This window comes from Bacillus cereus group sp. BfR-BA-01382, from assembly GCF_022663475.1.
Classification (GTDB): Bacteria; Bacillota; Bacilli; order Bacillales; family Bacillaceae_G; genus Bacillus_A; species Bacillus_A thuringiensis_S.
This window is the reverse complement of record NZ_JAKUFQ010000045.1, coordinates 1-14,640: the sequence shown is the minus strand read 5'-3', so window position 1 is coordinate 14,640 and position 14,640 is coordinate 1. Positions and strand designations below refer to the sequence as shown.

The window sequence follows — 14,640 nt, the reverse complement described above, 5'->3', positions numbered from 1 at the left end:
AATATGAAATTGCTAACTTTAAACTGTCATTCTTGGCAAGAAGAGAATCAAATAGAAAAGATACAATACCTTGCTAAAGTAATTCAAGAAGAAGAGTACGATGTCATCGCATTACAAGAAGTAAGTCAGTCCATACAAGCTGAAAATGTATGCGGTAACAAGAAAAAAGATAATTTTGGACTTTTACTATTAGAAGAGTTAAAAGCGCTACATGTAAAAGATTACAATATTACTTGGGATTTCTCTCATATTGGTTATGACGTGTACGAAGAAGGATTAGCGATTATAACGAAGCATAATATTATAAAAGAAGATACGTTCTTTATTTCAGAAAACGAGGATACAACGTATTGGAAAACGCGTAAAATTGTAAGTACAACAATTGCTTATAATGGTAAGGATATAACGTTTTACTCTTGCCATCTCGGTTGGTGGAATGATGAAGAAGAGTCATTCAAAGGTCAATTCGATCGTTTGATGGAGCGTGTAGATAGCAATAAGCTCGCCTTCTTAATGGGGGATTTTAATAACAATGCTCGCTTGGAAGGCGAAGGTTATGAGTATATGATGCAAAAAGGGTTGTATGACACATATGAATTAGCAATAGAGAAGGATGAAGGAACGACTGTCCAAGGCGAGATTGCTGGTTGGGATGAAAATAAACATAATTTGCGAATCGATCTAATATTGTGTAACCAAAGTAAAAAAGTTCATTCTTCAAAAGTTATTTTTAATGGTACAAACAGAAATGTAATTTCAGATCATTTCGGTGTAGAGGTTCAATTGGATATATAATAGAAGAAATCCTCACAGAGAATAAAAGCTGTGAGGATTTTTTTAGGAATACAAGTATTTCCAAGAGAAAATACTTGTATTTTTTATGACATTTCATATATATTTGTTATTATTGAATGTAAAACCGATTCGGTCATTTTGTATTCATACTTTGACTCACTTCGTTATATAATGAAGTAAGTGAAAGTTAATGGGAAAAAATAGTACGTTTTTGGTTAATACACGATGTAGAAAGTGATATAATTGCAAAATGCATGTATCATTTTCTAAAGAAGGAAAAATATATAATTAGGTGATAACTTCTATGAAACAGATTTGGCGTATTTATAAGACAGATTTACGGAATGTAGCCAAACATTGGGCTGCAATTGTTATTGTTTTAGGATTAATGATTTTACCATCGTTATATGCATGGTTTAACATTAAAGCTTCTTGGGATCCGTATGGAAATACAAAAGAGGTTCCCATTGCAGTTTCTAACCAAGATGCAGGTTCTAATTTAAGAGGGAAAGATATTAATATCGGGAAAGAGATTGTAGACTCCCTTAAGAAAAACAAAAATCTTGGCTGGAAATTTGTAGATGAAAAACAAGCAATTTACGGAGTTGAGCGTGGGGATTATTATGCAAGTATTACGATTCCAAAAGACTTCTCTGAAAAAATCGCAACTGTTCTGGATGAAAATCCGAAAAAACCAGAACTGGATTACTATGTGAATGAAAAAGTAAACGCGATCGCACCGAAGATTACAGCAAAAGGTGCATCAGGTATTACAGAAGAAATTAGTAAAAACTTTGTTAAAACAGCAAACGGTGAGATTTTTAAAATTTTCAATGACCTTGGAATCGATTTAGAAACAAACTTACCAAGTATCGAAAAAGTAAAAGATCTTGTATTTAAGTTAGAAGCGCAGTTCCCAGAAATGAATACACTCATGGATAAGGCGTTAGATGATGCGACTCGAGCAGAAGATATTGTGAAAGTGGCGCAAAAAGATTTACCTGTTGTAGAGAGTGTAATAAATGATGGGCAGGAAGCATTGGCGAATTTAGATAAGTTCTTTGCAAGACAAGATCAAACATTAAAAAACGCTCCAGGAACGATAAGAAATGATTTAGTAGTAGCAAAAGGCGTTATGGATAGTGCAGCTGTATTTACTAACTTTTTAATGAATCCAGGTGTGGATTTAAATATTCCTGATTTCTCTGGAATGAATGGATTACCTGAATTCCCTGCAAGACCGGACCTTTCTAAGTTGAATAATGACGGATATAAAAGTATAGCGCAAAATATTAATCAAACAGTAAATAATGTTTTAAGCTCATCACGTGCAGGAACAGCTTATGGGAAAAGTGTTTTAAATGGATTGCAAAATGGTCAGTTTGATCCAGAACAAGCAAAGAAAGATTTAAATGCAGTATCAAATCAATTGCAAGCTCGTACAGAAGGTATTTCGTATCTTATTAATGTATTTACTGAACTTCAAAACTCAGCGACGACTGATTTTGGAAAAAGCTTTTTCCAAGGGCGAGTGGATCGCCTAACTAAGCTGAAAAGTGGTATGGAAAATGCAAACAACGGTATTAAAGATATTGTAAATGTTATCGGTACAGGACAAGAAGTAAAGAAAGATGTAACAGATGTAGCAAATCAAAAATTAGATGCAGCAAATGCATTAATTGATCAAGCTGAAAAAGATTATAATGAAACGTTTGTAGCAGATTATAAAAAAGCAGTTAGCACAGTAGATCAAGCTAAAGCTAATGCGAATGAAATATACGATAATGCAAAAGCTGATTATGATAAAGCGAAAAATGGTCTAGAAAGTACTAAATCTAGTGTCCAAAAAGCACTAGAGGATGTACAAAACAAAGGTATTAATGGTTTAGAAGGTTCGAAGGAAGCCTTGAAAAGCTTAAATGGTCAATTCCAATCTGGAATCGGTTTAATTGATGATATGATTCCAGTTCTAGAAAGTACAAATAAGGTTTTAGCGGATGTAAATAGTGATAAAAACCTTAATAATGGAATCGCAAAATTAAATAAAGCGAAAAGTAGTCTGCAAAAAGGTGTAGATGCAACGAATAAGGGGATTACACTTCTTAACAATGGACAGAAACCTACAAAAGATGTAATTGAAAGTATTAACAATGCTGCGAAGGGCGGATCAGCTCAATTAACAGATGTATTATCGACGTATGATTCAGAGATTGTACCTAACTTCAATACAGCAATTGCTCGTACAAAAGAGATGTCGAAAAATACAACTCAAATTTTAAACGATGCAGACAAAAAGCTTCCAGATGTTAAAAAGTTACTAGAAGATTCATCAAAAGGCTTGGTAGACGGTAGAAAGAAATTAGTAGACATTAAAGCTGAAATGCCGGAGACTGAGAAAAAGATTAAAGATTTAGCAAATAAAATTCGTGATTTTGAATCTGAAGAGGATTTAAAAGACATCATACGCTTATTGAAAAACGATGTTGAGAAGCAAAGTGATTACTTTGCGAATCCAGTAAATTTAAAAGAAAATAAATTATTTGCGATGCCGAACTACGGTTCAGCGATGTCACCATTCTATACAGTGCTTGCATTATGGGTAGGCGCATTATTAATGGTTTCATTATTAACGGTAGAAGTACACGAAGAGGGCGCGAATTATAAGAGCCATGAAATTTACTTCGGACGTTTATTAACATTCTTAACGATAGGTCTTTCACAAGCGTTTATCGTATCGATGGGAGATATATTCTTACTCGGTACGTACGTAGTCGATAAGTTCTGGTTTGTGTTATTTAGTTTATTTATTGGTGGAGTCTTCGTTTGTATCGTATACTCACTCGTTTCTATTTTCGGAAACGTTGGGAAATCGATGGCGATCATTTTACTTGTACTGCAAGTAGCAGGATCGGGCGGAACATTCCCAATTCAAATGACACCAGCGTTCTTCCAAGCAATTTATCCGTTCTTACCGTTCACGTATGCAATTAGTGCAATTCGTGAAACAGTTGGCGGAATGCTTTGGGATATCGTAACACGAGATTTACTTGTGTTAAGTGTTTTCGTAGTAGTTATGATTGTTGCTGCGTTATTACTGAAAACACCAATTAACAAATCAAGTGAAAAATTTGTTGAGAATGCAAAAGGAAGTAAAATCATTCATTAAGAAAAGGTTCCTACCGAGAGCGGTAGGAACCTTTTTGTTTAATCGAACTTTAGTTTTTTTAATGCGTCTGCGAACGGGTTGTTTAATGGTTCTTCTTCTTTTTTCTGTTGTTTCATATATTTTTGAACGTCACGTTTATCAGCTTTGTTTCCAGATTCTTTTTTACGTCGCTCTTGGAATGTTGATAATTTCTCGCGATAGCCACATTTACATGCAAAGATTTGACCTGCACCTTCACCACGTAATTCTAGTTTCTTCTTACATTGCGGACAGCGAGCGTTTGTTGTACGAGATACATTTTTACGATGACCACATTCACGATCTTGGCATACGAGCATTTTTCCCTTTTTGCCGTTTACTTCTAGCATTGGTTTACCGCAGTCTGGACAAGACTTCGTTGAAATGTTGTCATGTTTATATTTTTTATCACTCGATTTAATTTCAGAAACAATTTCTTTCGTATAGTTCTTCATTTCAGAAATGAATACTTCTTTTTTCAGCTTACCTTTTGCGATAGCCTCAAGTTTTTGTTCCCATTCACCAGTTAGTGTAGGGGATTTTAACTCTTCTGGTACTAAATCAAGTAATTGACGACCTTTTGATGTAATGTGAATATCTTTACCACGTTTTTCAATTAAGAAAGAGTTGAAAAGTTTGTCGATAATATCTGCACGTGTCGCTACAGTACCTAATCCACCAGTCGATTTTAACGTATCAGCAAGTTGTTTATTTTGCGTATCCATATATTTTGTAGGATTCTCCATTGCTGAAAGTAAAGTTGCTTCATTAAAGCGTGCAGGTGCTTTCGTTTGACCTGATGTTTGCATAATTAACTTTACAGTTAATGTATCGCCCTTTTCGATGTGGGGTAGAAGCTGCTCTTTTACGTCATCAGTTACATCATCGTCTTCAAATCGATTTTCGTATACTTCCTTCCAACCAGCATGTAAAATTGTTTTTCCGCGTGCAATGAACGTTTCACTACCAACTTTGGTACGTAATGTTAGTTGCTCGTATTCGAATGCTGGGAATAAAACAGCTAAGAAACGTTTTACAACTAAATCATAAATTTTACGTTCTTTATCTGTGAATGCTGAGAAGTTAACGTATCCTTCTGTTGGAATAATCGCATGATGATCGCTTACTTTACTATCATCAACAAATGATTTATTAGCCTTGATAGGCTTTTGTAATACTTTATGTGCTAAAGGACGGTACTCTCCAACGCCACATGCTTTTAAACGTTCTGGAAGTGTTTCAACGATATCAGATGAAATGTAGCGTGAATCTGTACGAGGGTACGTTAGCACTTTATGTTGTTCATATAACTTCTGCATAATGTTTAATGTTTCTTTCGCAGAGTAACCGAACTTTTTATTTGCATCACGTTGTAATTCAGTTAAATCGTAAAGACCAGGAGAGAATGACTTCTTCTGTTTTTTATCAATTTCCACAACAGTAGCATGTTGTTTATCTAAACCTTTTACAATACCATCAATTTTTTCTTTATTAAAACTACGGCTATTGCCATTTGCATCTTGCCAAGTAAGTTTGAGTTTCTCCATCGTTTGAGCTTCGATGCCGTAGTAAGTTTGTGCTTTGAAGTTCTTGATTTCATCTTCACGACTAGCAATCATAGCGACAGTAGGCGTTTGTACACGACCGCAATTTAACTGAGCATTAAAGCGAGTCGTTAAAGCGCGAGTTGCATTAAGACCGATATACCAGTCAGCTTCTGAACGTGCAACTGCTGAAGCGTATAAATTGTCATAGGCTTTACCTGGTTTTAAATTTGCAAAACCATCTTTAATTGCTTTATCGGTTACAGAAGAAATCCATAAACGTTTGATTGGTTTGTTTAGCTTAACTTTATCGATGATCCAGCGTGCGACTAATTCCCCTTCACGTCCAGCGTCTGTTGCTACAATAATTTCATTTACATCTTTTCTAAGTAGCTGACTCTTTACAGCATTAAACTGTTTACCAGTTTGTTTAATAACCGTTAATTTCAAACGCTCTGGTAGCATCGGTAAATCTTCTAAATTCCACTGTTTATATTTCACATCATAGCTTTCTGGATCTGCTAATGTAACGAGATGACCTAAAGCCCAAGTTACAATATATTTACTACCCTCAAGATAGCCGTTTCCTTTTTTATCACACTTCAGTACACGAGCAATATCTCGTGCAACGGAAGGCTTTTCAGCGATTACAACGCTTTTTGACATATTAAAAACATCCTTTCAAATTTCCATAAGTTAAATATAGCATACATCTTCTTGAGATTCAGTTTCGCTTCATATTTGAGCTGTTTTTAGTGGAATGAACAAAATCCTCACTGATTAAAGTTTCACTTTATATAGAAAAGTAAAGAACTTGTTATTTTACTAGAATAAGAGTAGACTTTGAAGTAGATGAATAAGAAACACATGGGAGTTTGTGGATACAAACTGAGAGTATGGCTACTAGTCCGTCATTGACCATTTGAACCTGTTGGATAATGCCAGCGTAGGGAGAGTGTAAAAGCACATGTTCAGGCACTTTGCGTACGCGCGAAGTGCCTTTTTGTGTATCTCCCATCATTATAGTTAGGAGATGAAAAGGATGAATATGAAAGAAATTAGTAAAGTAGTGGATTTGGTGAGAGAATCTAATCCGCTCGTTCATAATATTACAAATGTTGTTGTAACAAATTTTACTGCTAACGGTTTGTTGGCACTTGGGGCATCGCCTGTAATGGCGTATGCAAAAGAAGAAGTAGCAGAAATGGCTAGCATTGCTGGAGCGTTAGTATTAAATATGGGAACACTTCGTCCTGAGGAAGTAGAAGCGATGTTACTTGCTGGTAAATCAGCAAATGTGAACAATGTGCCAGTACTATTTGATCCAGTTGGTGCAGGAGCAACTTCGTATCGAACAGAAGTTGCGAGACATATTCCAGCCGAAATAGATTTAGCAATTATCCGCGGCAATGCGGCTGAAATAGCAAACGTTATTAATGAGAAATGGGAATTTAAAGGGGTAGACGCTGGTACTGGAAATGGCAATGTTGTAAGTATTGCAAGGCAGGCAGCAGATGAACTAAATACAGTTGCTGTCATTACTGGAAAAGAAGATGTTGTTACAGATGGAGAGCGAACTGTTCTTATTCGAAATGGTCATCCTATTTTAACAAAGGTTACGGGAACAGGGTGTTTACTAACTTCGGTAATAGGAGCATTTGTAGCAGTAGAAAAAGATTATGTAAAAGCAGTAGTAGCCGCATTAACGTTTTATGGTGTAGCTGCGGAACTGGCAGCTGTTAAAACAGTAGAAAAAGGGCCAGGTAGTTTCCAAATTGAATTTTTAAATCAATTAGCGAATACAACTTCAGCTGATATTGAGAAGTATGGGAAGATTGAGGAGTTAGAGTAAGGGGGATGAAACATACGATGCGCATTGAAACAAAGAAAATGTCTAAGTTATTACAAGTGTATTTTATTATGGGAAGTAATAACTGCACGAGGGATCCTTTAGCTGTATTGAAAGAAGCGTTAGATGGTGGAGTGACACTTTTTCAGTTTCGCGAGAAGGGGGAAGGTTCTTTAATCGGAGGAGATAGAGTGCGCTTTGCAAAAGAATTGCAGACGCTTTGTAAGGAATATAGTGTTCCTTTCATTGTAAATGATGATGTAGAATTAGCCATTGAATTAGATGCAGATGGTGTTCATGTAGGACAAAATGATGAAGGGATTACATCTGTTCGTGAAAAAATGGGAGATAAAATTATCGGCGTATCTGCTCATACAATTGAAGAAGCACGCTTTGCAATCGAAAATGGAGCAGATTATTTAGGTGTTGGACCTATTTTCCCAACGAGTACGAAAAAAGATACGAAAGCGGTTCAAGGAACGAAAGGATTAGCTTATTTTAGAGAACAAGGAATTACAGTGCCAATCGTTGGTATTGGTGGGATTACAATTGAAAATACAGCGGCAGTTATAGAAGCGGGTGCGGACGGTGTTTCAGTTATTTCAGCAATTAGTTTAGCTGAATCTGCGTATGAAAGTACGAGAAAATTAGCTGAAGAAGTAAAGAGAAGTTTGTAGAAAAGGACATGTAGTATTTTAAGTGCTACATCGAGAAGTAGACTGCCCAAAAAATTTAAACAAACATTTGATTAAAAAAGCACAAACCTTTTTAAATAAGGGTTTGTGCTTTTTCTTTAAAACATAATAGAAATTAAAAGCATTCCAATTCCGATAGAAGTAAATGTTGCAATTAAGCCTGGAATCATAAAGCTATGATTTAATACGTATTTACCGATACCTGTTGTACCAGTACGGTCAAAGTTAATGGCAGCAACGATTGTCCCGTAGTTTGGAATGAAGAAATATCCGTTTACTGCAGGGAACATCGCAATCAGTAGTGCTGGTGGAATACCAAGGGATAGTCCAAGTGGCATTAAGGCACGTACTGTTGCTGCTTGGCTGTACAGTAAAATAGATAGAATGAATAGTGCGATGGCAAATAGCCAAGGTGCACTTGTTACTAAATGCTGAATAGATCCTTGAATCATATTTAAGTTTCCATTAAAGAAAGTATCTCCCATCCAAGCGATACCGAAAATAGCAACAACTGCTGTTGCTCCTGCTTTAAAGACGTTACCAGACACAATGCTTTCTACATTTGGTTTACAGAAAATAATAATAAGAGCCGCGATAGTTAACATAACCATCTCAATTGTGTTCGGCATGGAAAGACGGGCTAACTTCCCATCAACTATCCATCCTGGACGAAGTGCTTCAAATGAACCAAGAAGTACAACAAGGAAGGTTCCTACAAGGAAAAGGATAACTGATAATTTGGCGCCCTTTACACCTACAAATTCTTTTTTCTCTTCAAGCTTAGGAATCATTCCTTCTTTTAATCGTTTTAAGTATTCAGGGTCTTCATTTAATTCTTTTCCCATCTTACTAGCAACGAATGCTGCTAACATACAAGCAATGAAAGTAGAAGGAATACTCACTTTTAAAATATCTAATAAAGTGATTTTATAGTCAGCTAACATTGCTAAAAGAGCAACTGTGGCAGCTGAAATTGGGCTAGCTGTAATTGCTTGTTGAGAAGCGATTACGGCAATCGACATTGGGCGTTCCGGTCTAACCCCTGATTCACGAGAGACTTCTGCAATAACAGGAAGTACAGAATAGGCAACGTGACCAGTACCTGCACATAGTGTGAATAAATAAGTAACAATTGGAGCAAAAAAAGTAATACGCTTTGGATTTTTTCGTAATGCTTTTTCAGCTAGGTGAACAAGATAGTCCATTCCTCCTGCAGCTTGCAAAGCACCAGCGGCTGTAATTACTGCCAAAATCATAAGCATTACATCGATAGGAGGCGCGGTCGGTTGTAAGTGGAAGACAAAAACGAGTATTGCCATACCAACTCCACCCATTACTCCTAAACCAACTCCGCCTAGGCGTGCACCAATAAAAATACAGAGTAACAAGGTAAGAAATTGTAGCCAAAACATGATAAACTACCTCCGAAATTCATTAGTTAAGATATATTCGAATAGTTTAATTTGAATGAAAATTAAATAAATACCCGAAGAAATCCTTGTTATTTATACATTTTTTATTATATAACACAAAAAAAGTAACATTCACGTACTTTTTGAAATTATTTCGAAAAAGCAATTCGTTAAAAATTTGTATTTATATCTCTAAATAAGTAGACATTTTGATTTATATGTTGTAACCTTTGATAGAGAATATATGATTCTCATAGAACTCCCATATCGTTCAACTCGTTCAGCGAGAAAGGCAAACTGATGGAAACATGAGGACGCAAAACTACAGGAGCTAAGGTCGAAAGGCTATGCTAGCCAGTTACCGGACGGATAGGGTTGGTCTTGGCCAATGCTTTTACATTGGCTTTTTTTTATTCTCGAACATATTGAGAAACATCTTTAAACAAAATATTCATATATTTTGTTTTTTTGTTTAGAATCATTAAGGAAGGTGGATATTAATGAAAAAATATTGGCATAAGTTATCGTTCCTTCAAAAGAACGTCTTATTAACCGTATTAGTTATTTTGACACTTGTTGGAAGTATGGGCGCGTTAAGTTTCAACATGTTTCAAAATAGTATGATGTCTTTATTTGAAAGACAGTCTATTGAAACAGGAGAAATAGTGTTGAAAAAATTGGATGTAGAATTAGTTAGAGACATGGCGAAAGATCCTACAGCCGAAAAAGTGAAAAAAGAAAAGTTAACAGAGAAATTAGATGAAGTGTCAAAAGAATTGAAAAGTGTTGGACAAACGTATGTTACAGGAGCAAAGCCGAATGAAAAGCGGGAATTACAACTCGTTGGTTTGACTACAGAGTTAACAAATGCATTCCCTATAAAGCCGGGAGATTATTATGAACAACCCGCTCATTGGATGAAGGCGTACGATAAGGTCATTGATACGAAAAAGGCCCAAATGACAGAAGTATATGAAGATGAAATAGGTTCGTGGGTGACAATATTAGAACCAATTACAGATGGAGAAAACAATATTGTTGCAATTATTGCGGCTGACTTAGATGCTTCCATTGTTCCTATTACAAAAGAGAAGTTTATGATACAGGGCTTACTCTTTATCATTATTTCATTAGCAATTGCGACTATTACTCAATTCTTTATCGTGCGTCACTCGCTAGCTCCATTAAAAGATTTACGAGAAGGATTACGTAAAATTGGTGAAGGTGATTTAAGTATTAAATTAAAAGAAAGACCAGATGATATTGGAATTATTAATGTTTATTTCAATAACACGATTGAAAAATTTAAAGGGATTATAGATAAAGTAAGGCAAACTGCTGAGCAAGTTTCTTCTTCTTCACAAGAATTGTCGGCGAGTACAGAGGAAAACAGTATGGCAGTTCAAGAGATTGCAAGTTCTATTGAAGGTTTAAGAGTAGGGGCACAGTCTCAAAAAACTTCAGTACAACAATGTTTAGGAATTGTACATGGAATGGAAGATAAGGTAGAAGAGATAACTGGGGCTGCAAAACAAGTTGCGGTTGCTTCTGAAGGTATGGAGCAACATTCAATTGAAGGTAATGAAGTGATTGGACAAATTATTAATCAAATGAGTTTAATCCAAAATGCAGTACAGGATTTATCTTCCATCATTTATTCGTTAGAAACAAGGTCAAAAGAAATTAGTGATATCGTAACTGTAATTACAGGTATTTCAAATCAAACAAATTTATTAGCTTTAAATGCTTCTATTGAGGCTTCACGTGCTGGAGCAGCTGGAAGAGGGTTTGCAGTTGTTGCTGATGAAGTACGAAAATTAGCAGAACAAACTGAAGCGTCTGCAAAAGATATAGCGAAATTAATTGGTGAAACACAAGCTGAGACAGAAGATGCTGTAGTTTCAATGCAAAAAGGTTCAAAAGAAGTAGAAACTGGAATTTCACTTGTTCAAAGTAGTGGAGATTTCTTTGAAAAAATTTCAAAATCAGCGCAATCTGTTACAGATCAAGTAAAAGCTGTCTCTGGTAATTCGAGTGACATTTTACAAAATAGCCAGAATATTGTTCAAGTCGTAAATGAATTATCACATATTGCAAATACTTATGCCAACAGCAGTAGTAATGTTGAAGAAAGCATGAAAGAGCAAGAAATATCAGTACAAGATATTGCAGAATTAGCGACTTCTTTAAGTTGGCTTTCTCAGGAATTACAAGAGCTAATTGGTGAGTTTAAAAGTGAATAAGAAGAAAGATCAATTCTAATCGAAGGGGGATCCCCCCTTTGATTATGAATTGAACTAATTTGCCCGTTAATAAGGGATGAAAAAGGTGTGAATTTTCACACCTTTATTATATTTGAGAGAGGAATTTACATAAATATGAAATTAGCAATTTCTTATAATGAGATGGTAAAAGAATTTTTAGGAAAAGTAGAAGGAAGTATTAAAATACCTAAAGATGTTCAAGGAACAGAATTTGGGGTAAAAAGAAAAACTGAACTATTTCCAAATTTGACTCACATTGTAGATTTAATAGGAGCGACTGCAACGTGGTTATATCATATTTCTAAAGAAAAACATATTGTCGTGCTTTATCATGTAAGAGGAAGTTTATTTCCGATTACTATTGAAATTTCTAATTTTCTCTCCTATGAAAGTTTGAATTTACAGATTGAAGAGCAACTGGAACAAATTAAAGAAATGAATGAGGAAGAAATAGAAGAGTTTCAAAACGGTAATACATTATATGAAATGTCACCTATTATTATTGGTGAAACATATTATGAGCTACAAGACACGAATACATTACAATTTGTATTCAGTAAAAATATGCAAAGCGTAGAAATAATATTTAATAGTGTTAATTGGAAAGAGACAACGATTACTCGTTATGCACAACAAATACAAGGTGTTTTAATCAATACATTACAAAATAATAATAATTATATAAATGATTTTAATGTTATTACAGAGGCCGAGATGGCACTTTATAGTCAAGTGAATGATACGACAGCAGTATATCCTGAGAAAAGTATCGTCGATATGTTCTATAATACTGTTACTCAATTTCCAAATCGTATAGCTTTATCTTCAAGGGAAGGTACTTTAACTTATGAGGAGCTAAATAAAAAAAGTAATCAAATAGCTCATATGTTAATTAAAAACGGCGTCCAATTAGGAGACTATGTTGGAATATTTATGAAACGTAGCATAGACACAGTAGTAAGTATGGTAGCTATATTAAAAGCTGGTGCAGCGTATGTTCCGATTGATCCAGATTATCCAGAAAGTAGAATACAGTACATTATTCAAGATAGCCAAGCGAAAGTTATATTGATGAAAGAGACGCCTATAACATGTGATGGGGTTCAAACAGTTTCAATGTATGATAGTGAAACTTGTGAAGATATAGATGTAAAGTTGTCTATTCATTGTGATGATGTAGCTTATATGATTTATACATCTGGTTCAACAGGGAATCCAAAGGGAACGATGTTAGCACATAGAGGCGTTGTTAATCTGTACACTTGGATGCAAAAGCAATATGAATTGACAGAAGAGGATGTATTTGCCCAATTTCCTTCCTTTAGTTTCGATGCTTCTGTATGGGAGTCATTTGCTTCTTTATTCTGCGGAGGAAATTTGTATGTATTATTAGAGGAAGAGCGATTGTCTGTAGAAGCATTTGCAAATGCAATCTATAAAGTGAAAGCAACTTCGATCTTGGCATTAGCAACAATTTTTGTTCGACAAGTAGCAACTTATTTAGCAGAAGAAGATATATATAAGCTAGCTTCCCTAAAAAGAATTGCGATTGGCGGTGAAATGTTGCCTGTAGAGGTTATTAAATTGTGGAGAGAAAGAATAGGTACAAATGTTGAAATTCATAATGTATACGGACCGACAGAATGTACTGTAGTGACGACAACCTATAAAATACCTAGTCAGTTAAATGAGGATGTTGCGAGTATTCCCATTGGTAAACCATGTGCTAATTATCAAGTTATGATTTTGGATGAGAATATGAATCTTTGTCCAATTGGTGTACCTGGTGAATTATATATAGATTCAGTAGGATTAGCAAAAGGGTATTTTAATAAGCCTAATAAAACAATTGAAGCTTTTATTCAGAACCCCTTCAATCCTATAGTTAATATATATAAAACAGGTGATATTGTTAAGTTGTTAGAGGATGGAAATATAGAATTTTTACATCGGAAAGATGATCAAGTAAAGATTAGAGGACATCGTATTGAACTAGGAGAAATCCAAAGTAAAATTTCTCAAAATCATAATATAAAAGAAAATGCTGTTTTTGCTAAGAAGAGTAAGGAAGGTAGCCAATATTTAATCGCGTTCTATACAACTTTAAATAAAAAAGAAATACCAGAATTAGTTTATCAGTTACAAGAGCAATTACCAGATTATATGGTGCCATCTAAACTAATTTATATTAATGAATTGCCACTTACACCTAATAAAAAGATTGATGTTAAGAAGTTAGCTCAGCTAGAAGAAAAGTATGAACCGGTTCGTCTACAAGAATATGTTGCACCTTCTAATAAAGCAGAGAAACAAATAGCGCGCGCTTGGGCGGAAGTATTAGGAATTTCAAAAGTTGGAGTACATGATGATTTCTTTACAATTGGTGGACATTCATTAAAAGTATTACGAGTCTTAACATTGTTAAAAGAAGATTTTTCACATTTAACAATTCAAGATTTCTTTAAAGAAAGAACGATATATGGATTAGCTCGAATTGAGCGAGAAGTAAAAGTAGAGAAAGAAGAAGTATTTCGTGAATATAAAGTGATTCACGAACCAGATACTATTACGTATGCAAACGTTTTGGAAGAAACCCAGATTTCAAATGTCTTTTTAACAGGAGCTACTGGTTATTTAGGATCACACATATTATATGAATTGTTGAGAGATACATCTGCTACTATTTATTGTTTAGTAAGACCAACCAAAGATGTGCAACAAAGAATTATAGATACATTAACAGGCTACTTTAGTGATATATGTGAAGAATGGTTACAGCGTATACAGGCCGTAGCTGGTGATCTGGGGGAAGAGTATCTTGGGATGAGCGAAGAAGAATTTATGTTCATCAGTTCTAAGATGGATACGATAATTCATTGCGGTGCAGATGTAAGACA

Annotated in this window: 8 protein-coding genes and 2 riboswitches; of the genes, 6 read left to right on the top strand and 2 right to left on the bottom strand. The window is 35.0% G+C overall.

Going from position 1 to position 14,640, the window contains the following annotated elements:
• Positions 1-3 precede the first annotated feature (3 nt).
• Both MR160_RS18145 and MR160_RS18140 read left to right on the top strand, forming a co-directional pair.
• Positions 4-795 (top strand): endonuclease/exonuclease/phosphatase family protein, encoded by a 792-nt coding sequence (locus MR160_RS18145; protein WP_000771994.1) that lies wholly within the window; start codon positions 4-6, stop codon positions 793-795.
• 304 nt (positions 796-1,099) lie between these two features.
• On the top strand, positions 1,100-3,961 hold the full coding sequence (locus MR160_RS18140; RefSeq protein ID WP_000810075.1) for a YhgE/Pip domain-containing protein: 2,862 nt from the start codon (positions 1,100-1,102) through the stop codon (positions 3,959-3,961).
• 38 nt (positions 3,962-3,999) lie between these two features.
• On the opposite strand, the gene topB is transcribed toward MR160_RS18140, so the two are convergent.
• The gene (topB, locus tag MR160_RS18135) at positions 4,000-6,189 is read right to left on the bottom strand and encodes a DNA topoisomerase III (protein WP_000047320.1); all 2,190 of its coding nucleotides are present in this window, start codon (positions 6,187-6,189) and stop codon (positions 4,000-4,002) included.
• A gap of 191 nt (positions 6,190-6,380) precedes the next feature.
• Positions 6,381-6,493: riboswitch (TPP riboswitch) on the top strand.
• A gap of 72 nt (positions 6,494-6,565) precedes the next feature.
• On the opposite strand from topB, the gene thiM reads away from it, so the two are divergent.
• Positions 6,566-7,375: a hydroxyethylthiazole kinase gene (gene thiM, locus MR160_RS18130; RefSeq protein ID WP_242297841.1), complete on the top strand. Its 810-nt coding sequence runs from the start codon at positions 6,566-6,568 to the stop codon at positions 7,373-7,375.
• A 5-nt stretch (positions 7,376-7,380) separates the two neighbouring features.
• Entirely contained in the window at positions 7,381-8,049 is a 669-nt protein-coding gene (thiE, locus tag MR160_RS18125; protein ID WP_003255464.1) for a thiamine phosphate synthase, read from the top strand.
• Positions 8,050-8,165: 116 nt separating this feature from the next.
• On the opposite strand, the gene MR160_RS18120 is transcribed toward thiE, so the two are convergent.
• Positions 8,166-9,479 (bottom strand): anaerobic C4-dicarboxylate transporter family protein, encoded by a 1,314-nt coding sequence (locus MR160_RS18120; protein ID WP_000498722.1) that lies wholly within the window; start codon positions 9,477-9,479, stop codon positions 8,166-8,168.
• A gap of 281 nt (positions 9,480-9,760) precedes the next feature.
• Positions 9,761-9,845: riboswitch (cyclic di-GMP riboswitch) on the top strand.
• A 134-nt stretch (positions 9,846-9,979) separates the two neighbouring features.
• Between MR160_RS18120 and MR160_RS18115 the strand changes: the two genes are divergently transcribed.
• Together MR160_RS18115 and MR160_RS18110 are read left to right on the top strand one after the other, a co-directional pair.
• On the top strand, positions 9,980-11,722 hold the full coding sequence (locus MR160_RS18115; protein WP_000761081.1) for a methyl-accepting chemotaxis protein: 1,743 nt from the start codon (positions 9,980-9,982) through the stop codon (positions 11,720-11,722).
• A 135-nt stretch (positions 11,723-11,857) separates the two neighbouring features.
• On the top strand, positions 11,858-14,640 hold a 2,783-nt coding region (locus MR160_RS18110; protein ID WP_242297840.1), incomplete at its 3' end, for an amino acid adenylation domain-containing protein.

What these genes read in the sequence shown, in the direction of transcription:
- MR160_RS18145 (WP_000771994.1), top strand. Translation starts at nt 4, where the DNA reads ATGAAATTGCTAACTTTAAACTGTCATTCTTGGCAAGAAGAGAATCAA.
- MR160_RS18140 (WP_000810075.1), top strand. Translation starts at nt 1,100, where the DNA reads ATGAAACAGATTTGGCGTATTTATAAGACAGATTTACGGAATGTAGCC.
- topB (WP_000047320.1), bottom strand. Translation starts at nt 6,189, where the DNA reads ATGTCAAAAAGCGTTGTAATCGCTGAAAAGCCTTCCGTTGCACGAGAT.
- thiM (WP_242297841.1), top strand. Translation starts at nt 6,566, where the DNA reads ATGAATATGAAAGAAATTAGTAAAGTAGTGGATTTGGTGAGAGAATCT.
- thiE (WP_003255464.1), top strand. Translation starts at nt 7,381, where the DNA reads ATGAAACATACGATGCGCATTGAAACAAAGAAAATGTCTAAGTTATTA.
- MR160_RS18120 (WP_000498722.1), bottom strand. Translation starts at nt 9,479, where the DNA reads ATGTTTTGGCTACAATTTCTTACCTTGTTACTCTGTATTTTTATTGGT.
- MR160_RS18115 (WP_000761081.1), top strand. Translation starts at nt 9,980, where the DNA reads ATGAAAAAATATTGGCATAAGTTATCGTTCCTTCAAAAGAACGTCTTA.